At 65.9% G+C, this 21,388-nt stretch carries 17 protein-coding genes; 9 read left to right on the top strand and 8 right to left on the bottom strand.

The annotated features are described in order from the left end of the window. Nucleotides 1-4 precede the first annotated feature (4 nt). Nucleotides 5-1,420 carry an acetyl-CoA carboxylase biotin carboxylase subunit gene (locus tag JFY56_RS12390; RefSeq protein ID WP_208314056.1) on the bottom strand — a complete coding sequence of 472 codons (1,416 nt, stop codon included), beginning with the start codon at nucleotides 1,418-1,420 and terminating at the stop codon, nucleotides 5-7. Nucleotides 1,421-1,658: 238 nt separating this feature from the next. Between JFY56_RS12390 and JFY56_RS12385 the strand changes: the two genes are divergently transcribed. After that, nucleotides 1,659-2,603: a LysR family transcriptional regulator gene (locus JFY56_RS12385; RefSeq protein WP_208314276.1), complete on the top strand. Its 945-nt coding sequence runs from the start codon at nucleotides 1,659-1,661 to the stop codon at nucleotides 2,601-2,603. Here the strand turns inward: JFY56_RS12385 and JFY56_RS12380 are convergent. The 3 genes from JFY56_RS12380 to hexR all read right to left on the bottom strand — a co-directional run bounded on the left by JFY56_RS12380 (nucleotide 2,548) and on the right by hexR (nucleotide 4,571). Further along, entirely contained in the window at nucleotides 2,548-2,760 is a 213-nt protein-coding gene (locus JFY56_RS12380; protein WP_208314055.1) for a PA3496 family putative envelope integrity protein, read from the bottom strand. The two genes, JFY56_RS12385 and JFY56_RS12380, sit on opposite strands and share 56 nt — an antisense overlap. 70 nt (nucleotides 2,761-2,830) lie before the next feature. After that, nucleotides 2,831-3,385, bottom strand: a complete 555-nt coding sequence (locus tag JFY56_RS12375) for a DUF4240 domain-containing protein (protein ID WP_208314054.1) — start codon at nucleotides 3,383-3,385, stop codon at nucleotides 2,831-2,833. A gap of 298 nt (nucleotides 3,386-3,683) precedes the next feature. Beyond that, a complete protein-coding gene (gene hexR, locus JFY56_RS12370) occupies nucleotides 3,684-4,571 on the bottom strand; it encodes a transcriptional regulator HexR (RefSeq protein WP_208314053.1) in 888 nt (295 codons plus the stop codon). 100 nt (nucleotides 4,572-4,671) lie between these two features. On the opposite strand from hexR, the gene zwf reads away from it, so the two are divergent. Next, nucleotides 4,672-6,147: a glucose-6-phosphate dehydrogenase gene (gene zwf, locus JFY56_RS12365; RefSeq protein WP_208314052.1), complete on the top strand. Its 1,476-nt coding sequence runs from the start codon at nucleotides 4,672-4,674 to the stop codon at nucleotides 6,145-6,147. A gap of 366 nt (nucleotides 6,148-6,513) precedes the next feature. Then, on the top strand, nucleotides 6,514-7,848 hold the full coding sequence (gene trhP, locus JFY56_RS12360) for a prephenate-dependent tRNA uridine(34) hydroxylase TrhP (protein ID WP_208314051.1): 1,335 nt from the start codon (nucleotides 6,514-6,516) through the stop codon (nucleotides 7,846-7,848). A 107-nt stretch (nucleotides 7,849-7,955) separates the two neighbouring features. Here trhP and JFY56_RS12355 read toward each other — a convergent pair whose 3' ends face one another. After that, nucleotides 7,956-8,663, bottom strand: coding sequence for a DUF3142 domain-containing protein (locus tag JFY56_RS12355; protein ID WP_208314050.1), 708 nt, complete (start codon nucleotides 8,661-8,663; stop codon nucleotides 7,956-7,958). Between the two features lie 5 nt (nucleotides 8,664-8,668). After that, complete coding sequence (locus JFY56_RS12350; protein ID WP_208314049.1) at nucleotides 8,669-10,843, bottom strand: tetratricopeptide repeat protein; 2,175 nt, start codon at nucleotides 10,841-10,843, stop codon at nucleotides 8,669-8,671. A 172-nt stretch (nucleotides 10,844-11,015) separates the two neighbouring features. On the opposite strand from JFY56_RS12350, the gene uvrD reads away from it, so the two are divergent. After that, complete coding sequence (gene uvrD, locus JFY56_RS12345; protein ID WP_208314048.1) at nucleotides 11,016-13,196, top strand: DNA helicase II; 2,181 nt, start codon at nucleotides 11,016-11,018, stop codon at nucleotides 13,194-13,196. Between the two features lie 208 nt (nucleotides 13,197-13,404). Here uvrD and JFY56_RS12340 read toward each other — a convergent pair whose 3' ends face one another. Further along, nucleotides 13,405-15,162, bottom strand: a complete 1,758-nt coding sequence (locus JFY56_RS12340; protein WP_208314047.1) for a cation:proton antiporter — start codon at nucleotides 15,160-15,162, stop codon at nucleotides 13,405-13,407. Nucleotides 15,163-15,303: 141 nt separating this feature from the next. Further along, a complete protein-coding gene (locus JFY56_RS12335) occupies nucleotides 15,304-15,939 on the bottom strand; it encodes an FMN-binding negative transcriptional regulator (RefSeq protein ID WP_208314046.1) in 636 nt (211 codons plus the stop codon). A 180-nt stretch (nucleotides 15,940-16,119) separates the two neighbouring features. Here JFY56_RS12335 and JFY56_RS12330 point away from each other — a divergent pair, with 180 nt between their 5' ends. The 5 genes from JFY56_RS12330 (at nucleotide 16,120) to JFY56_RS12310 (ending at nucleotide 21,184) form a co-directional block, all read left to right on the top strand. Next, nucleotides 16,120-16,977, top strand: coding sequence for a Tim44 domain-containing protein (locus tag JFY56_RS12330; RefSeq protein WP_208314045.1), 858 nt, complete (start codon nucleotides 16,120-16,122; stop codon nucleotides 16,975-16,977). Between the two features lie 420 nt (nucleotides 16,978-17,397). Next, nucleotides 17,398-17,799 carry an SMI1/KNR4 family protein gene (locus JFY56_RS12325; RefSeq protein WP_208314044.1) on the top strand — a complete coding sequence of 134 codons (402 nt, stop codon included), beginning with the start codon at nucleotides 17,398-17,400 and terminating at the stop codon, nucleotides 17,797-17,799. 99 nt (nucleotides 17,800-17,898) lie between these two features. Further along, on the top strand, nucleotides 17,899-18,111 hold the full coding sequence (locus JFY56_RS12320; RefSeq protein WP_208314043.1) for a YgdI/YgdR family lipoprotein: 213 nt from the start codon (nucleotides 17,899-17,901) through the stop codon (nucleotides 18,109-18,111). 189 nt (nucleotides 18,112-18,300) lie between these two features. Beyond that, nucleotides 18,301-19,695, top strand: a complete 1,395-nt coding sequence (locus tag JFY56_RS12315) for an aspartate aminotransferase family protein (RefSeq protein ID WP_208314042.1) — start codon at nucleotides 18,301-18,303, stop codon at nucleotides 19,693-19,695. Nucleotides 19,696-19,816: 121 nt separating this feature from the next. Beyond that, nucleotides 19,817-21,184, top strand: coding sequence for a glutamine synthetase family protein (locus JFY56_RS12310; RefSeq protein ID WP_208314041.1), 1,368 nt, complete (start codon nucleotides 19,817-19,819; stop codon nucleotides 21,182-21,184). Nucleotides 21,185-21,388 lie beyond the last annotated feature (204 nt).

The following is a 21,388-nucleotide window of genomic DNA, read 5'->3' as shown; positions in this document are numbered from 1 at the left end:
GTCCTCACAGGCCGGCGTGTGCAGCGATGGCGGCAGCGATGGCCAGGGCCAGCTCTTCTGGTTTGCGCTTGATCGAGTAGTTGGTCAGTTCCGGGTGGCTTTCAACGAAGCTGGTGTTGAACTGGCCGGTACGGAATCCCGGGTCCTTGAGGATTTCCTGGTAATACGGCGCGGTGGTCTTCACGCCCTGCAGGCGCATGTCGTCCAGCGCGCGCAGGCCGCGGTCCATCGCCTCTTCCCAGGTCAGTGCCCAGACGATCAGCTTCAGGCACATCGAGTCGTAGTACGGCGGAATGGTGTAGCCGGTGTAGATCGCCGTATCGGTACGCACGCCGGGGCCGCCGGGCGCGTAGTAACGGGTGATCTTGCCGAACGAGGGCAGGAAGTTGTTCTTCGGGTCCTCGGCGTTGATCCGGAACTGCAGGGCGAATCCGCGGTGCTGGATGTCGTCCTGCTTGACCGACAGCGGCAGGCCGGACGCGATGCGGATCTGCTCGCGGACGATGTCGATGCCGGTGATTTCCTCGGTGATGGTGTGTTCCACCTGCACGCGGGTGTTCATCTCCATGAAGTACACCTCGCCATCGGCAAGGAGGAACTCCACGGTACCGGCGTTCTCGTAGCCCACCGCCTTGGCGGCGCGCACCGAGAGGTCGCCGATGTAGGCGCGCTGCTCGGGGGTGAGCTGCGGGCTCGGGGCGATCTCGATGAGCTTCTGGTTGCGACGCTGGATCGAGCAGTCGCGCTCGAACAGGTGCACGGTGTTGCCGAAGGAGTCGGCCAGCACCTGGGCCTCGATGTGCTTCGGATTGATGATGCACTTCTCGAGGAAGACTTCCGCGCTGCCGAAGGCCTTGGTGGCTTCGGAGATCACGCGCGGGTAGGCCTGTTCCAGTTCCTCGCGGCTGTTGCAGCGACGGATGCCGCGGCCGCCGCCACCGGAAGTGGCCTTGAGCATCACCGGATAACCGATGCGGTCACCTTCGCGCAGTGCCTCTTCGAGGTCGGCGACGTTGCCTTCGGTGCCGGGGGTGCAGGGCACGCCGGCGGCGATCATGCTGCGGCGCGCCTCGGTCTTGTCGCCCATGCGGCGGATCACTTCGGCGGACGGGCCGATGAACTTGATCCCGCGCTCGGCGCAGATTTCCGCCAGCTCGGCATTCTCGGAGAGGAAGCCGTAGCCGGGGTGCAGTGCGTCGCAGCCGGTTTCCACCGCCAGGTTCACCAGCGCGCGCGGATTCAGGTAGCCGGACAGCGGATCGGCGCCGATGTTGTGCGCTTCGTCGGCACGCTTGACGTGCAGGGCGTGGCGGTCGGCCTCGGAATAAATGGCTACCGAGCGGATGCCCATCTCGGCGCAAGCGCGCACGATACGGACAGCGATTTCCCCACGGTTGGCGATCAGGATTTTCTTGATCACTTCGGGTTTCCCTCGACCGGGTTTGCTGGGCCCGGTGTTTGAACCAATCGGCAATCCGGTCCGGAAGCATTTCCCGGCCGGCTGGACGCAAGGCCGGATCAGGGTTCCGGCGTTGATTTACCCTACCGCGGGAAGGAGGATTAACCAAAATCAATAATTATTGGGGTATCCATTAATTTTGACTTATAGTTGATGAAACGGGCGTTATCTGGAGTCGATAAAGGTGCGTAAGTCGTTGATGCGCATGACATTGCGCCAGCTGCAAGTATTCCGCGCGGTGTGCGAGAGCCGCTCCTACAGCCGCGCAGCGGAAGAAATGGCACTGACCCAACCGGCGGTCAGCCTGCAGATTCGCCAGTTGGAAGAGCTGGTCGGCCAGCCGCTGTTCGAGTACATCGGCAAGAAGCTCTACCAGACCGATGCCGCCGACGCCCTGCTGCGCGCCAGCAACGACATCTTCCAGCGCCTGGAAAACCTCGACATGCAGCTCTCCGACCTGAAGGGCTCGCTGCAGGGCCAGCTGCGCCTGGCGGTGGAATCCAGCGCCAAGTACATCACCCCGCACCTGTTCGCGCGCTTCCAGGAACAGCACCCGGAAGTGAACCTGCATCTCACGGTAGTCAACCGCGCGCAGGTGATCAAACGCCTGTCGGACAATCGCGACGACCTGGTGATCATGTCCCTGGTGCCGCAGGACATGGCGCTGGAGTTCCTGCCGTTCCTCAACAACCCGATCATCGCCGTGGCGCCGCCGGATCACCCGCTGTGTTCGGCCGCCAAGCTGTCATTGAAGGATCTGGAACCCTGGCCGCTGCTGATCCGCGAGCCGGGATCGGGCACGCGCAAGGCGATCGAGGAACATTTCCAGCAGAAGCGCGCACATTTCCCGCAGACTCTGGAGTTTTCCTCGCTGGAAGGCTCCCGCGAGGGCGTTCTCGCCGGACTCGGCCTGGCCCTGCTGCCGCGCCATGCGGTGAACCGCGAACTGAACGCCGGCCTGCTGCGCGAACTGCCGGTGGAGGAACTGCCGCTCTACCGCAGCTGGTGTCTGGTGCACGCCCGCGGCAAACGCCTGAGCCCGGTGGCCCAGGCGTTCGTCGCCTTCATCCGTGACGGCCGCGCGATGATCAGCCAACTGGCCGAGCGCTTCTCCGCGCCGAGCGAGCCGAAGCCAGGTAGTTGAGGGCGATCAGGTCGGGATAATCGTCGATTTCCTGATCGAGGCGCCGGGCTTCGAGGCGTTCCTCGATGGCGCGGCGGAACTGCATGCGCCGCTGGTCTTCGAGCTTGCGGCGGGTCTTGCTGTCCAGTTGCTGGGTGTCGTCGATATGGCGTTGCATCTCGCATCTCCCATGGCCGAAGGGCTGGAGAGGCCAGAGTGGCCCTGGAAGATGACGGTTTGACGATGCCTCAGTAGAACTTCTCACAGAGCCGCGGCACGAGGGACTCCAGGTCGTCCTCGGCCCACTCGCAATCGATGTCCTCCGAATAGCGGATCTCGGCCAGCATCGCCGCCTTCACCCGCTCGTCCAGCGGATGGGCCGCACGGGCTGCGGCTGCCTTGTCGTAGTCGCGCTCCAACATGCCGAGCTTCCTGAAATAGGCCGAGTAGCCAACCGCCAGCATTTCCTGGTCGAATGCATCGTCAGCTTCGACCTCGACAGCGACCAAGCTGTCGGGGTCGGCCAGGGCATCGAGAAACACGCGCTTGCCTTGCGCCGTCAGCCAGCCACGGAAGTAATCGAAGCCATCGTCGCTGCAACCGCCGTTGATCACGTAGGCCGCCGCCCACAACTTGTTCTTGCAGGAGAGATGCTGGTACTCCCGGAAAATCTGATCCCACTGCATGATCTCGCGCTCGTCGCGCAGCGACAGCATCTCCACAAGCTGATCGGCGACGTCATAGGGCGATGCGGCGCGTGCACGTGCCTCGTCGATCAGCCTCCAGAATTGCACCTGGTCCATTGATGCCTCCTTCAGAAAAGCACGAATACCGCAGCGAAAAACCGATGATCCATGATGACCGCTTGACGGCGGGAAGATGAAGAGTGCGGGACGTGGCGCTCTTGCAGGAGCGCGCCGTGCGCACGATGCGAATTCCGCGGCACAGGCACACACCTGTAGGAGCGAGCTCTGCTCGCGAAGCTTTTGCGTTGCCGACTCGGCGTAGGTTGGCGCTGAACGCAGTGAAGCCCAACATGGGCCCGGCATGGCAATGTTGGGCTTCGCAGGCTCAACCTACGCGGCCCGGCCCAACCTATATTCAGTGCGTCTCGTCGGGGCGCGGCTCTTCGTGGCTCTTCACCACCTTCGGCGACAGACGCAGGCTGCGCAGGCTGCGTTTGACGCTCTTCAGGTGGTTGACCAGATCCGGGCCGCGGGCCATGGCCACGCCCATCGCCAGCACGTCGATCACCACCAGGTGGGCGATGCGCGAGGTCAGCGGGGTGTAGATGTCGGTGTCCTCGTGCACGTCGACGGCCAGGTTGACCGTCGCCAGGTCGGCCAGCGGGGTCTGGCTCGGGCAGAGGGTGATCAGGGTGGCGCCGGCTTCGCGGACCAGGTTGGCGGTCACCAGCAGGTCCTTGGAGCGGCCGGACTGCGAGATGCAGATCGCCACGTCGGACGGCTTCAGGGTCACCGCCGACATCGCCTGCATGTGCGGATCGGAATAGGCCGCGGCCGACAGCAGCAGGCGGAAGAACTTGTGCTGGGCATCCGCCGCCACCGCGCCGGAAGCGCCGAAGCCGTAGAACTCGACGCGCTGCGCATGGGCGATGGCGGCGATGGCGCGCTCCAGCGCCTGGGTGTCGAGGTTCTCGCGCACTTCCATCAGCGAATGCAGGGTGGTGTCGAAGATCTTCAGGCTGAAGTCCGCCACCGAGTCGCTTTCATTGATCGAGAACTGGCCGAAGCTGGCGCCGGCGGCGAGGCTCTGCGCCAGCTTCAGCTTGAGGTCCTGAAAACCGCTGCAGCCGATGGCCCGGCAAAAGCGCACGATGGTCGGCTCGCTGACACCGACGCCGTGGGCGAGGTCGGCCATGGAGCTGTGCATGACCGAAGTGGGGTCCTGCAGCACATGATCGGCGACCTTGAGCTCCGACTTGCGAAGCAGATGACGGGACTGGGCAATGTGCTGCAACAGATTCACTGGCTGGACTCGTCTATGATCGGCGAAAGGGATGTAGTCGGCTTGTAGTTATACTACAAAACAGCCCCTCGCGCCCAGAGAATCCGTGACGGAGCCAGCATTGACCAGCCAGTACAGCCCCAAACTACCGCGTTCCTGCGACATCCTGGTGTTCGGCGGCACCGGCGATCTGGCCCTGCACAAGCTGCTGCCGGCGCTCTACCACCTGCATCGCGAGGAGCGCCTGCCGGCCGATACGCGGATCTTCGCCCTGGCCCGGCGCGACCTGGAGAACGGCGCCTTCCTCGCCCTGGCCGAACGCCATTGCCGGGCGCAGGTGGCGCGCAGCGATTTCTCCACGGAAAGCTGGCGCAGTTTCGCCGCCCGCCTCACCTACTTCGCCATGGATGCCAGCCAGAGCGCCGACTTCGGCCGCCTGCGACGCGCACTGAAGAGCAGTGAAGGACGCGTGCTGGTGCACTACCTGGCGACCGCGCCGGCACTGTTCGCACCCATCGCGCAGAACCTTTCCATCGCCGGCCTGGCCGGTCCGGAAACCCGCATCGTGCTGGAAAAGCCGCTCGGCCACTCGCTGGACTCCGCACGGGCGATCAACCAGGCGATCGGCCAGGTGTTCGACGAATCGCGGGTGTTCCGCATCGACCACTACCTCGGCAAGGAGACCGTGCAGAACCTGATGGCGCTGCGCTTCGCCAACGCCCTGTTCGAACCGCTGTGGCGCGCCGGGCATATCGAGCACGTGCAGATCAGCGTCAACGAAACCCTCGGCGTGGAGAACCGTGGCGCCTACTACGACCAGGCCGGGGCGATGCGCGACATGGTGCAGAACCACCTGCTGCAGCTGCTCTGCCTGGTGGCCATGGAACCACCGGTGCACTACGACGCCGAGGCGGTGCGCAACGAGAAGCTCAAGGTGCTGCAGGCGCTGCGGCCGATCGCCGGGCAGGACGTGCAGGACAAGACCGTGCGCGGCCAGTACGCCGCCGGGCGCATCGGCGGGCAGGAGGTGCCGGCCTACTGGTTCGAGAAACATGTCGACAACGACAGCGATACCGAGACCTTCGTCGCCGTTCAGGTGCATATCGACAACTGGCGCTGGGCCGGCGTGCCGTTCTACCTGCGCACCGGCAAGCGCATGGCGAAGAAGTGCTCGGAGATCGTCATCCAGTTCAAGCCGGTGCCGCACCCGTTGATCGACGGCAGCGGCGGCCCGGCCAACCGCCTGTGGATAAGACTGCAGCCGGAGGAAGGCATCAGCCTGCAACTGATGGCCAAGACGCCCGGCAAGGGCATGCTGCTGGAGCCGGTGGAGCTGGACCTCAACCTGGCCCAGGCCTTCAGCGGCCACAAGCGCCGCTGGGACGCCTACGAGCGCCTGCTGCTGGACGTGATCGAGGGCGACTCGACGCTGTTCATGCGCCGCGACGAGGTGGAAGCCGCCTGGCGCTGGGTCGACCCGATCCTCGCCGGCTGGCGCGAGCACTACCAGAGCCCGCGCCCCTACGCCGCCGGAAGCAACGGACCGGAGCAGGCGCAGATGCTGCTGGAGCGGCAGGGCCGGAAGTGGATGGAATGACGTAGGTTGGCGCTGAGCTTGCGAAGCCCAACGTTCCATGGCTCCCACGCTCCCGCGTGGGAACCCATCCGGGGACGCTCCGCGTCCCAATCGACGCGGGAGCGTCGATGAGAAAAGGTGGACAAGCTTCGCGTTGTCCACCCTACGTTCCGGGATGAGTCCGGCTTTTTTTTGCTTTTTGTAGGAGCCAGCTTGCTGGCGATCAGCCTTACCGGCCATTCAGCAGTTGCCGGTGACCTCGGATCGCCAGCAAGCTGGCTCCTACAAGGTCCGTGTAGGCCGGAATGGCTTGGCATTGACCCGACTCACTACCTCCCCAACGTATGACAGCTAGAGTCCGGCATTTTTCCCACAGCCCGCTCAGCCATGTCCCACTTCAAACCCGAACTGCTCTCCCCCGCCGGCTCGCTGAAAAGCCTGCGCCACGCCTTCGCCTATGGCGCCGACGCCGTCTATGCCGGCCAGCCGCGCTACAGCCTGCGGGTGCGCAACAACGAATTCGACCACGCCAACCTCGCCACCGGCATCGCCGAAGCCCACGCCCTGGGCAAGCAGCTCTACGTGGTGGTGAACATCGCCCCGCACAACGCCAAGCTGAAGACCTTCCTCAGCGACCTGGAACCGGTGCTGGCGATGGGCCCGGATGCGCTGATCATGTCCGATCCCGGCCTGATCATGCTGGTTCGCCAGCATTTCCCGGAAGTCGCCATCCACCTGTCGGTACAGGCCAATGCCGTGAACTGGGCCAGCGTGGAGTTCTGGCGCCAGCAGGGCCTGAGCCGGGTGATCCTGTCCCGCGAGCTGTCGCTGGAAGAGATCAGCGAAATCCGCGAACGGGTGCCGGGCATGGAGCTGGAGGTGTTCGTCCACGGCGCGCTGTGCATGGCCTACTCCGGCCGCTGCCTGCTGTCCGGCTACATCAACCGCCGCGACCCCAACCAGGGCACCTGCACCAACGCCTGCCGCTGGCAGTACCAGACCCACGCCGCCCGCGAGGACGAACTGGGCCAGATCGTCCCGACCCTTGGCATCGGCGCACCGACCAGCGAGGCGCTGATGCTGGAGGACAGCAGCCGTCCCGGCGAACTGCTCGCCGCCTTCGAGGACGAGCACGGCACCTACATCATGAACTCCAGGGACCTGCGCGCCGTGCAGCATGTCGAGCGTTTGACGCAGATCGGCGTGCATTCGCTGAAGATCGAGGGGCGGACCAAGTCGCACTACTACGTGGCACGCACCGCCCAGGCGTATCGCAAGGCCATCGACGATGCCGCCGCCGGCCGGCCTTTCGACCGCACGCTGATGGACACCCTGGAATCCCTCGCCCACCGCGGCTACACGGAAGGCTTCCTGCGCCGCCATGTGCACGACGAGTACCAGAACTACCAGCGTGGCAACTCGGTTTCGGAGCGCCAGCAGTTCGTCGGCGAATTCACCGGCGAGCGGCGCAACGGGCTGGCCGAGGTGCGGGTGAAGAACCGCTTCGAGGTCGGCGACAGCGTCGAGGTGATGACCCCGGGCGGCAACCTCATCCTGCGTGTCGAGGCACTGGAAAACGCCCGCGGCGAAGCCATCGCCTGCGCGCCGGGCGACGGCCATGTAGTCTGGCTGCCGCTGCCGGATGGCCTCGACCTGCAATACGCCCTGCTGATGCGCAATCTCGCCGGCGGCGATACGCGCCAGCCGTTCTTCAAGGCTTAGAGGGGCGTGGGAACCATAGGGTGATGGCGCAGGTTGGTGCTGAACGCAGTGAAGCCCAACGGTGCCAGGCTCAGCAGATGTTGGGCTTCGCTTCGCTCAGCGCCAACCTACGGGCGCGCGGGGTTCTGCAGAAACACCACATACCCCCGGAACCACGGGCTGCGCGCCAGGTAGTCCGGTGCCTGCCATTGGCCGTACTGCGCCAGGCCGATGCGGAACGGCAGCTGCAGGCGGCTCACCCGTGGCAGGTAGGCGGCGTAGTCGGGGATGCTGTGGCGGCCCTGGTAGGTCTGCACCACCACCTCGTCGACCACGCCCCTGAGCTGGTTGATCGCCTCCGGCTCGGCGTTGCTGCTCCAGTCGAGCAGGCCGGTGATGCTCAGTTTGTAATCAGGCGGCAGCTTTTGCCGAAAGTCGCGGAGGAAGGCGGCATATTCGCCGAGGTATCGCGTACGCGCATCGAAGTCGATCTGCACACCGACCACCGGATTCCCTGCCCGGCGCCAGCGCCGCAGCTGGGCCAGCAGGGTCCTGTGGATATCTTCGCTCCAGCGCAGGGTGTGCGCCCGATAGACCACCCACACCTCGCCCCGGGTGAGCCGGGGAATGGCGATGCCCTGGGCGATCAGCCGCACCCCGCCATGCCGGCTCGCGCTGATCTGCCCCTGCAATACATAGAGGCTGCGCGCCTGCGCCAGCACCGGTTGCGCGGCCACGCCGCTCCACAGCCAGAAGGCGTCGTAGTCCTCCGCGCGTACCGTATCCGCCTGCGCCGCCGCGCCATGCAGCAGCCACAACGCCAGCAGCCAGCGCATCGCGCCTACCAGTAGTACTTCAGCGACTTCGCCCAGGGCGTCGCGGCATATTTCGACTTGAGGGTGCGGAACCACTGCTTGCGCTGGTTCGGCGGGATGTCCTGGCTGCCGCAGCCGTTGTAGCCGCTCGGCGCGTAGCAGTTGATCGCCCGGTACAGCGCATAGGCGCGGTCATCGTCCGCCGCATTGGCGTCGCCGATGACCTTCAGGTAGCCGTCCAGCCGCGAATACAGCGGGCCTTCGAACAGCGAGGCGCTGCCGCCCAGCTCGCGCTCGCCGGGCTGGCGGTCGAGGGGGAAGCCGTCGAGGCCGTTGCGCAGGATGAATTCGCCGAGGCAGTTCAGCGCCTGCGGCGGCTGCGGGTCCTGCTGCATGGCCAGCGCCACGTCGCGGATCGGCGGGCAGTCGTAGCCCGAGGTGCCCTTGCCGCCCGGCCACTGGAACAGGGTGAGCGGCATGCCGTTGCCGTACAGGTAGCCGATGCTCGCGGTCAGCGGCTTGTCAGATGGCTCGGTGGGCAGCAGGGCGAGATCGTCGATGAAGTTCTGGTAGTGCCCGCGCAGCAGGTCCTTGTACAGCAGGGTGAACAGCGCGGCGTCGCGCTCCTCGGCGGGTATCGCCGGCGCCGCCACCTGGAGGCGCAGCAGGTCCGGACCGGCGATATGGCGCAGGAGGATTTCGCGGATGGCCGGAGTGCTCACCGGCGAGTTCGCCGCGAAGACCTTCACCAGCCGATCGCTGCGCTCGTAGTTGAAGGCCAGCGCCAGTTCCAGCTGCTCGCGCTGCAGCGGCAACTGGGCCTTGGGCAGCAGTTGCAGATAGAGCTTCTCGGCTCCGAGCCAGTCGTTGCCGGCTTCCAGGGCGAAGCCGCGCAGGGTCTGCTGGCTGAAGGCGAGGTAGTCGAGCTTGTCCGGCACGTCCTGCGGCAGCAGGCGCAGGGTCGCTGCGGGGTCTTCCGAGACGTAGAAGGCCCAGGCCGCCAGCAGGTAGTCGTGCAGCGCCGGACGCGCGGAGAACAGCGTCTTCTGCCGCTGCAGAGCGGCTGAATCCAGGGCGCGTTCCTCGTTCGGCTCGTGGTGACGCATCTGCATCAGGTCGAGCACCGCCAGCAGGTGCGGATCGCGCACGTCCGCCGGGTGGGCGGTGGTCAGCAGCTTGTTGTCGACCTCCTGGATCAGCTCGCCGCGCGGCGCCGCATCCTTACTGGCAAACAGCCCGGCATACTCGCCGGCCAGCCGCTGCTGGTCGCTCATCAGCCAGTAGATGCGCCGCTGCAGGCCCTTGGCCGATGCCGCGTAGCGTCCCTGTGGATAACGTTTCAGGTAGGCATCGAAGGCTTCTTCGGCGGACTTCAGCGGCGCCTTGTCGACCTTGCGCAGGTCGGGATAGCCCATGTCGTCGAAGGCATGCTGTTGTGCGGCGTTGAGCTGGTTGCGGCCGAGCATGTAGCGCGCGGTTTCCTGCAGCCAGGCCTGCTTGCTGTCCTGCAGGGCGCGGAAGGCCTGCAGCGCCTCGGCGAAATGACCGCTGTAGAAAGCCGCCACGCCGCGCAGATAGCCGGCGAAGTCGCGTCCCGCGGCGGAGCTGATGTCGCCCGGCAGCATTCCGGCGAGCTGCGCCTCGTCCCACTGGCAACCCTGCAGCAGCGCCAGGCGGCCGCGCGCCAGCGCCTGCCGCTCGCTGGCCGGCAAATCGGCGGTGAGCAGCAACTGGCCGAGGAACTCGCGGGCGGTCGCCGTGTTGTTGCTGCGGCAACGGCTGCCCTCGCCGCTGGCGAAGCTCTCGCCGGCAGCCGGAATGGCGTCGGCCGGCAAACCGAGGCGCGCCACCAGTTCCGCCAGTGCCGCATCGGCGCTCGGGGCAACGGCGGTTTCCTCCGCCGGCACGCTGTCGAACAGGCGGGACAGCGGGAACGGCACCAGCCCGTAGCCCACCTGCTTTTCGTCTTCGGGCAGCGGATGTCCGTCAAGCGATGCCTGTCCGGCGTCGGCCAGCAGCAGTTGCAGGTTGACCCGGCTGTCGTTGCCCGGGCTGAGGAACGGCAGGCTGTTGCAGATATCCAGCGTATCGCGCTTGAGGTTCCAGGTCGGGTAGCAGGCGTCGTCGCTGCTCGCGCGCGCATCCTGCACGCCGAAGCTGCCGATCAGCAGGGCCAGAAGGGGTAGTCCGTACAGACGCATGGCGTTTCCTTGTCCAGTGATGCCGCCGTATATCGGGCTCATGGAAAACGATCTTAGCCTGCGCAGGCGGCAAAGTGCGTGCTTCGCTCCGCTGCCGAATGTCGCCGGAGCGTCCGCGCCGGATGGCGGACCGGTTTGCCGGGGTTTTCCGCCCCCCGGTAGAATGCCGCCCATGAATGACGATCTCTCCCTCCTGCTGAACTCCCTCAACGATCCCCAGCGCCAGGCCGTCGCCGCGCCGCTGGGGCGCCAGCGCGTGCTTGCCGGCGCCGGCTCCGGCAAGACCCGCGTGCTGGTGCACCGCATCGCCTGGCTGATCCAGGTCGAGCACGCCTCGCCGCACAGCATCCTGGCCGTGACCTTCACCAACAAGGCCGCCGCCGAGATGCGCGCGCGCATCGAGCAGCTCCTCGGGATCAACCCGATGGGCATGTGGGTCGGCACCTTCCACGGCCTCGCCCACCGCCTGCTGCGCGCGCACTGGCAGGAGGCGGGGTTGCCGGAGGGCTTCCAGATCCTCGACAGCGACGACCAGCTGCGCCTGGTCAAGCGGGTGATCCGCGAGCTGGGGCTGGACGAGCAGCGCTGGCCGCCGCGCCAGGCGCAGTGGTTCATCAACAGCCAGAAGGACGAGGGCCTGCGCCCGCAGAACATCCAGGCCGGCGGCGACCTGTTCCTCGCCACCAACCTGAAGATCTACGAAGCCTACGAGGCCGCCTGCCAGCGCGCCGGCGTGGTCGACTTCGCCGAACTGCTGCTGCGCTCGCTGGAACTCTGGCGCGACCGCCCGAGCCTGCTGGAGCACTACCAGCGGCGCTTCCGTCACGTGCTGGTGGACGAGTTCCAGGACACCAACGCCGTGCAGTACGCCTGGCTGCGCTTCATCGCCAAGGGTGGCGAGAGCCTGATGGTGGTGGGCGACGACGACCAGTCGATCTACGGCTGGCGCGGGGCGAAGATCGAGAACATCCAGCGCTTCTCCGACGATTTCGCCAACACCGAGGACATCCGCCTGGAGCAGAATTACCGCTCCACCGGCACCATCCTCAACGCCGCCAACGCGCTGATCGCCAACAACCAGGGGCGTCTCGGCAAGGAGCTGTGGACCGACGGTTCCGACGGCGACCCGATCACGCTGTACTCCGGCTTCAACGAGCACGACGAGGCGCGCTACATCGTCGAGACCATCGAGGACGCCCTGCGCAAGGACGGCCTCAAGCGCAGCGAGATCGCCATCCTCTACCGCTCCAACGCCCAGTCGCGGGTGCTGGAAGAGGCGCTGCTGCGCGAGAAGATTCCCTACCGCATCTACGGCGGCCAGCGCTTCTTCGAACGCGCCGAAATCAAGAACGCCCTGGCCTACCTGCGCCTGATCCGCCTGCGCGACGACGACGCAGCGCTGGAGCGGGTGGTCAACGTGCCGCCGCGCGGCATCGGCGAGAAGACCGTCGAGGCGATCCGCAACGCCGCGCGCCTGAACGGCACCTCGATGTGGCGTGCGATCAACGACGTGATCGCCGCGAAAGCCGTGGCCGGCCGCGCCGCCAGCGCCCTGCAGGGCTTCCTCGAAACCATCGACCTGCTGGCGCAGAAGGTCGAGGAAATGCCGCTGCACCTGATGACCCAGACCGTCATCGAGCAGTCCGGGCTGATCACCTATCACAAGGAAGAAAAGGGCGAGAAAGGCCAGGCACGGGTGGAGAACCTGGAGGAACTGGTCAGCGCCGCCCGCGCCTTCGAGAGTCCGGAGGATGAGGACGTGCCGCCGCTGGTGGCCTTCCTCGACCACACCGCGCTGGAGTCCGGCGACACCCAGGCCGACGCCTTCGAGGACAGCATCCAGCTGATGACCCTGCACAGCGCCAAGGGCCTGGAGTTCCCGCTGGTGTTCCTCGCCGGCATGGAGGAAGGCCTGTTCCCGCACAAGATGAGCCTGGAAGAACCCGGCCGCCTGGAAGAGGAACGCCGCCTGGCCTACGTCGGCATCACCCGCGCCATGCAGCGGCTGGTCATGACCTACGCGGAAACCCGCCGGCTGTATGGCAGCGAGACCTACAACAAGGTGTCGCGCTTCGTCCGCGAAATCCCGCCGGGGCTGATCCAGGAAGTGCGCCTGTCCAACTCGGTGAGCCGCCCGCTCGGCGGCGGCCAGCGCAGCAGCAGCCTGTTCGGCGGCGCCAGCGTGCCGGATACGCCGTTCAACCTCGGCCAGTCGGTGCGCCACCCGCTGTTCGGCGACGGCGTGATCCTCAACTTCGAAGGCTCCGGCGCCCAGGCACGGGTGCAGGTGAACTTCGACAGCGAAGGCAGCAAGTGGCTGATGTTGGGGTATGCGAAGCTGGAGGCGGTGTAAGGCTTGCGGTAGGGCGGGTGCAACCCGCCATTCCCGGGCCATGCATGTGGCGGGTTGCACCCGCCCTACGTAGCTGCCGGCGTAGAACGCAGCGTCATGCGCCGTAGGTTGGCGCTGAGCAACGCGAAGCCCAACGACAATGGCGTGAAGCCCACCGGATGTTGGGCTTCACTGCGTTCAGCACCAACCTACGTGTACCTCATGCGGTTCAATGCCCGCCCTTGTCCTGCTCCAGCGTTTCCATCAGGGCGATCTGGATGCGCGAGTGCACGCGGATGAACCAGCGCCAGAGCACTGCGATCACCAGTGCCGCCACCAGTCCCACCACCACCAGCAGCTCCATGGTCGGCAGGATGCTCGAACTGAGCGCCGCGACCAGCAGCAGGATGCCGCCCAGCGACAGCAGCGGGATCAGCTCCGAGATCACCCGGCGTACGCGCGCGGTGTGGCGGCCGGCGGTTTCCGCCTTGACGCCCATTTCCGCCAGCAGCATCGCCAGCGCCTTGAGCTTGCGGTAGGCGGCGATCAGGCACGGTAGCGAGAGCAGCAGCGCGGCGCCCCAGATGATGGCGTGGTGCAGCGCCTGCCGGTCGACCCAGTTGGCCAGCCATTTCGACAGCGGCGTGGCGAAGTAGGCCAGGCCGAAGAAGATGGCGATCACCAGCGCCAGGTTGACCCCCACCTGCAGCAGGATGCGCCGGATCATCTTCGCCAGCATCGCCTTGTCGCCGCGCGGCTTGATGCTGCGCAGCCACTCGCCGTACATGCCGAACACCGACACCACGCGCGGCGGCATGCTGGTCGACAGGCGCACCGCCAGCGGGTCGGCGGAGCGGATCAGGTACGGCGTCAGCAGCGTGGTGATCGCCGACACGCCGACCACCACCGGATAGAGGAAGTCGCTGGTCACGCCGAGGCTCATGCCCAGCGCGGCGATGATGAAGGAGAACTCGCCGATCTGCGAAAGCCCCATGCCGACGCGCATCGAGGTACGCCCGTCGTTGCCGGCGATGAAGGCGCCGGTGCCGCACGACACCAGCTTGCCGAGCACCACCACGGCGGTGATCACCAGGATCGGCACGGCGTAGTCCACCAGCACGCGCGGGTCGATGGTCAGGCCGATGGCGACGAAGAAGATCGCGCTGAACATGTCGCGCACCGGCTCCATCAGCCGCTCGATCTGCAGCAACTGGCGCGACTCGGCCATGATCGCGCCGATCAGGAAGGCGCCGAGGATCATGCTGTACTCCAGCTTGACCACCAGCAGGCAGAAGCCGAAACACAGGCCGAGCACCGTGACCAGCAGCATCTCGTTGCTTTCGAACTTCGCCACGTAGGCCAGCAGGCGCGGCACCAGCAGGATGCCGATGACCAGCGCGACGATCATGAACAGGCTCAGCTTGCCGACGGTGGCGAACACCTGGTCGGTCTCCACCGTGCCGCTCACGGCGATGCCGGAGAACAGCGCGATGATGCCGATGCCGAGGATGTCCTCGATGATCAGCACACCGAAGATCAGCTGGGCGAAGTGTTCGTTCTTCATCTTCAGGTCGGTGAGGACCTTGATGATGATGGTGGTCGAGGACATCGCCAGGATCGCGCCGAGGAACAGCGAATCCATGGTGTTCCAGTCGAACAGCCGGCCGATCTCGAAGCCGGCCCAGATCATCAGGGTGATTTCCAGGAACGCGGCGAGGAACGCCGTGGCGCCGACCTGGAACAGCTTGCGCAGGCTGAATTCCAGCCCCAGGCAGAACATCAGGAAGATCACCCCCAGCTCGGCCAGGGTCTTGATCGTCTGTTCGTCGTGGACCAGGCCAAAAGGCGGGGTGTGCGGGCCGATGATCAGCCCGGCGATGATGTAGCCGAGCACCACCGGCTGCTTGAAGCGATGGCAGAGGATCGTGACCATCCCTGCCACCAGCATGATCACCGCGAGGTCCTGGATAAAGTCGATGGCGTGCATGGTGGCGGTCCTCGCGCGGTGCAGTCTGGGGGGATCGCGCGGCCATGGGCCTCGCTCCGCGCAGACTATACAGTCTGCAGCGTACGCCCCGGTGGCTTTGAAAGAATCAGTAACAGACTGATTGGCAAAGGAATGACGCGCTCAGGAGGAGGCCTCCGGAATGCGCTCCGCCAGTTGCCGCTCGCCCTCCCGCCCGGACTCGGCAAGCCCCTGGCGCACACCTTGCAGATCGGCCTGGGAACGATTCTGGCTGAGCTTCCACTTGCCTTCCAGGCGCCCGATCGGCAGGCGGAAGCCGACGATGGCACGCAGCATCCCGGCAATATAGTCGTCCGGCGCATCGCTGACCGCCCAGGGCTGCTCGCGATCCGCCTCGTGCAGGCGGGTCAGGCGGCTGACGATGTCCAGCAGGCGCGGCGCATCCTCGATCACCTCGGCCTGGCCGTAGGCATGCACGGCGATGTAGTTCCAGGTCGGCACCACCTTGCCGTGCTCGGCCTTGGCCGGATAGAAGGCAGGACTGACGTAGGCGTCCGGGCCCTGGAAGATCAGCAGCGCCTCGGCGCTGGCGGCCAGCTCGCGCCACTGCGGGTTGCCGCGCGCCAGATGGCCATAGAGCGTGCCGCGCTCGCCCTCGCCGGGCTCCAGCAACAGCGGCAGGTGGCTGGCCTGCAGGCCCTGCTCGCCAGAAGTGACCAGGGTGGCCAGGCGGGTTTCGGCGATCAGCCGCAGCATCTCGGCGGGATCGTCCTGGCGGAAGGCGCTGGGCAGGTACACGGCGGTGGTCCTCTCGATGGGCGGTCCTCCCGGTTTACTCCGCCGCACGCCGGCGCGCCAGACACAGTCGCGGAAAACACTTCGCTGAGGGCAATAGCCGGAAACAAAATCCGGCTGGTCCCTCGCGCCGGGCGTGGCAAGATGACGCGCGTCGTATTCCAACCAAGAGAACACCACACGATGAAGCGCTTTCTCAGCCTTGCCATGGCCTTCTGCGTTGCCGTGACGCTCAGCCTTGACGTCAACGCCGCCAAGCGATTCGGTGGCGGAAAAAGCATGGGCTCGGCGCCCAGCCACCAGACCCGCGATATGCAACCGAACGCTGGCGCTCCCGGCGCCAATGCCGCCGCACCGATGGCCGGCCGCCCGGGTGCCGCCGCCCCCGCCAGTGGCGCCTCGCGCTGGCTCGGCCCGCTGGCCGGCCTCGCCGCCGGTGGCCTGCTCGCCTCGATGTTCATGGGCGACGGCTTCGATGGCATGCAGTTCCTCGACATCCTGATCATCGCGCTGATCGCCTTCGTGGCCTTCCGTTTCATCGCCTCGCGCCGCCGCCAGCAGGCCCAGCCGGCGATGGCCGGTCACGCACCGATGCAGCGCGAAATGCCGGCCCAACCGTCGATCTTCGGTGGCGCCGCCCAGGCGGCCGCGGTTCGTCCGGTGATCAACGCGCCGTCCTGGTTCAATGAAGAACGCTTCGTCGGCGTTGCCCGCGAGCACTTCCTGTCCCTGCAGCAGCACTGGGACGCCAACGAGATGGACAAGATCGCCGAGTTCGTCACTCCGCAGATGCTGCAGTTCCTCAAGCAGGAGCGCGCCGAGATCGGTGATGCGTACCAGTCGACCTATATCGACAACCTCGACGTACAACTCGACGGCGTCGACGACCAGACCGACAAGACCGTCGCCACCCTGACCTTCCGTGGTGTGTCGAAGACCTCGCGCTTCGACCAGGGCGAAGCCTTCAGCGAAAGCTGGCGCATGGAGCGCGTGACGGGCGAGAACCAGCCGTGGCTGGTGGCCGGTATCCGCCAGAACTGATCCGCAGCGTTACGAAGAAGCCCGGCAGAGATGCCGGGCTTCTTTTTTTGCACGAAGGATTACCTGCGCGCCGGAACCTGTAGGAGCCAGCTTGCTGGCGATCAACCGTGGCAACCGGCGGCTCTGGCGTTGCCGGTAATTTGGGGATCGCCAGCAAGCTGGCTCCTACGAAGAGCGGTACGGTGTTCATCGCTCCCACGCTCCCGCGTGGTAGCGCCGCCTGGGACGCTCCGCGTCCGGACGCAGGAGCGTCCAGGGATGCATTCCCACGCGGGAGCGCGGGAACGATGGCCGGGAGAGGGTGTTACACCACCGCAACACCCCACTGCCGCCCGTCCGGACAACGCTCCAGCCGTGGTCTAGCGCAGAAGGCCGGCTACTACTGTATAAAGCGCGGCATCCACTGCACGAGGCCCCGACATGGAAGATGTGATCGAAAAACTCCGTGAACTCAACGAAGACATCCCGGTCCCGCTGGAGCTGCCAGACGAGGAACTGCTGGTGGAGATCGAGGAGGAGCTGCTGATAGGCATTCCGTCGGAATTTCGCGAGTTCCTGCTCAAGGTCAGCGACGTGGTTTATGGCCGCCTGGAGCCGGTCACGGTGACCGATTCGCACTCGCACACCTACCTTCCGGATGTCGCCGCGCTGGCCTGGTCGCAGGGCCTGCCGCGCGAGCTGATCCCGCTCTGCGCCGATGGTGACGACTACTACGCGGTAGCCGACGACGGCGAAGTCGTGCTCTGGGCGGACGGCGAACTCACCGACGAAACCTGGGATTCGGTGTGGACCTGGGCACGCGACGTATGGCTGGACAGCTGAGCGAACGGTTCGGAATTTCCCGGTACTTCGGTGGTCAGACAGGCAACCCGGCGAACCTTGCCTCAGGCAAGGGCCGCCGCGACGTCTTGTGGAGACCCTATGAAGTTGAAAGCCCTTTTCCTCAGCGCCCTGCTGCTCGGCCTTGCCGGTTGCGCCGACAAGGCGGTGGTGACGCTGCAGGACGGCAGCGAAGTCCTGGTGAAGGATCATGCCGATTTTGACAAGTACACCGACTACTACGAGTTCGAGCAGCTCACCGGCGACACGATCCTGATCAAGAAGGACAACGTGCGCTTCATCAAGTCGCTGTAAGAACCTGTCCCGGCCCTGCTGCGTGTCGGTGCACTCGCGCAGCAGCGCGAAATCCTCGCCGTTCATCCGCGGCATCTTCTGTGATCGCAAGCGTTCGTTTACGCCAGAACCCACGGCGTCCATCGGATCAATTGACAGTTTTGCGATCGCAAATGGAAGATGTGCAAAAAAACGAACGAGGTGTGCAACATGACCGCCAGCGGTATCGCCCAACAGGCCGTCGAAACCTTCACCGCCCGCGAGCGGCAGCGCTTCCTGGAGCGCAATCCGAAATCCGTCGCCCTCGCCGAGCGCGCGCACAAGTCGCTGTACGCCGGCGTGCCGATGCACTGGATGGCCGACTGGTCGACCCCCTGCCCGCTGTTCGTCGAACGCGCCAAGGGTGCGCGCTTCCATGACGTCGACGGCCACGAGTACATCGACTTCTGCCTGGGCGACACCGGCACCATGTTCGGCCACTCGCCGGACCCGGTCGCCCGCGCCATCGCCGAACAGGCCAACAACGGCCTGACCACCATGCTGCCGGGCGAGGATGCCGTGGTCTGCGGCGAACTGCTGGCCGCGCGCTTCGGCCTGCCGTTCTGGCAGGTGACCGCCACCGCCACCGACTCCAACCGCTACGTGCTGCGCTGGGCACGCGCCATTACCGGACGCAAGACCCTGCTGGTGTTCGACGGCTGCTACCACGGCACCGTGGACGATGTGATGGTGCGCTGCCGCGACGGCGAGACCGTGCACCGCTCCGGGCTGGTCGGCCAGGCCTACGACCTGACCCAGTACAGCCGCTCCATCCCGTTCAACGACATCGAGGCGCTGGAAGCCGCGCTCGCCAAGGGCGACGTCTGCGCCCTGCTCTGCGAGCCGGCGATGACCAACATCGGCATGGTCCTGCCCGATCCGGGCTTCATGCAGAAATGCCGCGAACTGACGCGCAAGTACGGCACGCTGCTGATCATCGACGAAACCCACACCATCTCCACCGATATCGGTGGCTGCACGAAACTGTGGAACCTCGACCCGGACTTCTTCGTGGTCGGCAAGCCGATCGCCGGCGGCGTGCCCTGCGGCATCTTCGGCTGCAGCGCGGAGATGGCCGAAAAGATGCTCGCCTCGCGCAAGCAGGCCCAGGAAGACAGCCACGGTCACGGCCACAGCGGCATGGGCACCACGCTCTCGGCCAACGCCCTGGCCATGCACTGCATGCGCGCCAACCTGGAACAGGTGATGACCCAGGCCGCCTACGACCACATGCTGCCGCTGGCCAAGCGTCTGGCTGAGGGCTTCCGCGGACTTATCCACAAGCACGGCCTGAAATGGTCGGTGACCGAGCTGGGCGCGCGCAGCGAATTCCAGTTCTGCCTGGTCTCACCGCGCACCGGCGCCGAAGCCGAGGCCGCGTTCCACGACGAACTGCAGATGGCCCTGCACCTGTACCTGATCAACCGCGGCATCCTGATAACGCCGTTCCACAACATGACCCTGTGCTGCCCGGACACCAGCGCCGCGGACGTCGACCGCCTGATCGCCACCCTCGACGATGCATTGACCGAGCTGCTGGCCATTCCCGGCGCCCGCGAAGCCTGATCGAAACACCTGACCTGTAGGCGGACCATGTCCGCGATTTCTTTCGCCGCAAGCGGCGGTTCGCGGGCATGGCCCGCTCCTACAAAAGAAATTCCGGCGCCGTGCGCCATCGAGGACCACCATGCAATTCGCCGATAGAAAGGAAGCCGAAGCCTTCCTCGCCGCGCACCCGGAAGTGCGCAGCATCGAACTGTTCATCATCGACGCCAATGGCGTACCGCGCGGCAAGCTGCTGCACCGCGACGAGCTGCTGGCCATCTACGACACCGGCCGGCCGCTGCCGAGCTCGATCCTCGCGCTGACCATCCAGGGCGAGGACGTCGAAGGCACCGGGCTGGTCTGGGAAGTCGCCGACGCCGACTGCTGGACTTATCCACTGCCCGGCAGCCTGACCCTGCAACCCTGGCGCGCCACGCCCACCGGCCAGTTGCAGGTGAGCATGCACCCGACCCAGGGCCTGCCCGCCACTCCGGCCGATCCCCGGCAGGCGCTGGTACGCGTGGTCGACCGGCTGAAGGCCGACGGTTTCCATCCGGTGATGGCCGTCGAGCTGGAGTTCTACCTGCTGGACAAGCAGCGCGACGCCCATGGCCGTCCGCAGCCGGCGCTGCAGATGAACGGCGTGCGCCCGGAAGCGCCGCAGGTCTACGGCGTCTACGAACTGGAACAGCTGCAGCCGTTCCTCGACGATCTCTACGCCGCCTGCGAAGTGCAGGGCCTGCCGGTGCGCACGGCGATCTCCGAATACGCGCCGGGGCAGGTCGAGCTGACCCTGGAACACCGCTTCGACGTGCTCCAGGCCATCGACGAGGGCGTGCGCTACAAGCGCCTGGTCAAGGGCGTGGCGAACAGGCACGGGCTGCAGGCCTGCTTCATGGCCAAGCCGTTCGGCGACCGCGCCGGCAGCGGGCTGCACATGCACGTCAGCCTGGCCGATGCGGACGGCAACAACCTCTATGCCAGCGAAGACCCACAGGGCACGCCACTGCTGCGCCACTCCATCGGCGGCATGATGGCGACCCTGCTCGACTCGCTGGCGATCTTCTGCCCCAACGCCAACTCGTTCCGCCGCTTCCAGGCCAACAGCTACGCGCCGCTGGCCAAGAGCTGGGGCGTGAACAACCGCACCGTGTCGTTCCGCGTGCCCGGCGGCCCGGCGAAGAGCCGGCACATCGAGCACCGCATCTGCGGCGCCGACGCCAACCCCTATCTGGCGGCCGCCGCGATCCTCGCCGGCATCCACAAGGGTATTCGCGAGCAGATCGACCCGGGCGCGGCGATCACCGGCAACGGCTACGAGCAGGCCAAGGAATTCCTGCCCACCGACTGGCTCACCGCCCTGCGCGCGCTGGAACAGTCCGCATGGGCCCGCGATGCGCTGGGCGAGGAATTCCTCAAGGTGTTCCTGGCGATCAAGTGGGAGGAATACCGCCAGTTCATGGGCGAGGTCGGCGAGCAGGACTGGCGCTGGTATCTCACCCACGCATAAGGCTCTTCGTAGGTTGGCGCTGAACGCAGTGAAGCCCAACGGTGCCACAGCTCAGCAGATGTTGGGCTTCGCAAGCTCAGCGCCAACCTACGTCCGGCCCGACCATCGGCAATGAAAAAAAACCGCTGGCAAAGCGAAACTTCTGGTCTTTGCTTGGTCAGTAAATACGGGCGGCGCGTCCGCTCCGCCCGGTCACGACGGCAA

The sequence above is a fragment of the Pseudomonas schmalbachii genome (assembly GCF_017589465.1).
Classification (GTDB): Bacteria; Pseudomonadota; Gammaproteobacteria; order Pseudomonadales; family Pseudomonadaceae; genus Pseudomonas; species Pseudomonas schmalbachii.
This window is presented reverse-complemented; position numbering and strand designations above follow the sequence as displayed.

What these genes read in the sequence shown, in the direction of transcription:
- JFY56_RS12310 (WP_208314041.1), top strand. Translation starts at nt 19,817, where the DNA reads ATGCAATTCGCCGATAGAAAGGAAGCCGAAGCCTTCCTCGCCGCGCAC.
- trhP (WP_208314051.1), top strand. Translation starts at nt 6,514, where the DNA reads ATGTCCCACTTCAAACCCGAACTGCTCTCCCCCGCCGGCTCGCTGAAA.
- JFY56_RS12380 (WP_208314055.1), bottom strand. Translation starts at nt 2,760, where the DNA reads ATGCAACGCCATATCGACGACACCCAGCAACTGGACAGCAAGACCCGC.
- JFY56_RS12320 (WP_208314043.1), top strand. Translation starts at nt 17,899, where the DNA reads ATGAAGTTGAAAGCCCTTTTCCTCAGCGCCCTGCTGCTCGGCCTTGCC.
- JFY56_RS12385 (WP_208314276.1), top strand. Translation starts at nt 1,659, where the DNA reads ATGCGCATGACATTGCGCCAGCTGCAAGTATTCCGCGCGGTGTGCGAG.
- JFY56_RS12315 (WP_208314042.1), top strand. Translation starts at nt 18,301, where the DNA reads ATGACCGCCAGCGGTATCGCCCAACAGGCCGTCGAAACCTTCACCGCC.
- JFY56_RS12340 (WP_208314047.1), bottom strand. Translation starts at nt 15,162, where the DNA reads ATGCACGCCATCGACTTTATCCAGGACCTCGCGGTGATCATGCTGGTG.
- JFY56_RS12330 (WP_208314045.1), top strand. Translation starts at nt 16,120, where the DNA reads ATGAAGCGCTTTCTCAGCCTTGCCATGGCCTTCTGCGTTGCCGTGACG.
- JFY56_RS12355 (WP_208314050.1), bottom strand. Translation starts at nt 8,663, where the DNA reads ATGCGCTGGCTGCTGGCGTTGTGGCTGCTGCATGGCGCGGCGGCGCAG.
- JFY56_RS12350 (WP_208314049.1), bottom strand. Translation starts at nt 10,843, where the DNA reads ATGCGTCTGTACGGACTACCCCTTCTGGCCCTGCTGATCGGCAGCTTC.
- uvrD (WP_208314048.1), top strand. Translation starts at nt 11,016, where the DNA reads ATGAATGACGATCTCTCCCTCCTGCTGAACTCCCTCAACGATCCCCAG.
- JFY56_RS12375 (WP_208314054.1), bottom strand. Translation starts at nt 3,385, where the DNA reads ATGGACCAGGTGCAATTCTGGAGGCTGATCGACGAGGCACGTGCACGC.
- JFY56_RS12325 (WP_208314044.1), top strand. Translation starts at nt 17,398, where the DNA reads ATGGAAGATGTGATCGAAAAACTCCGTGAACTCAACGAAGACATCCCG.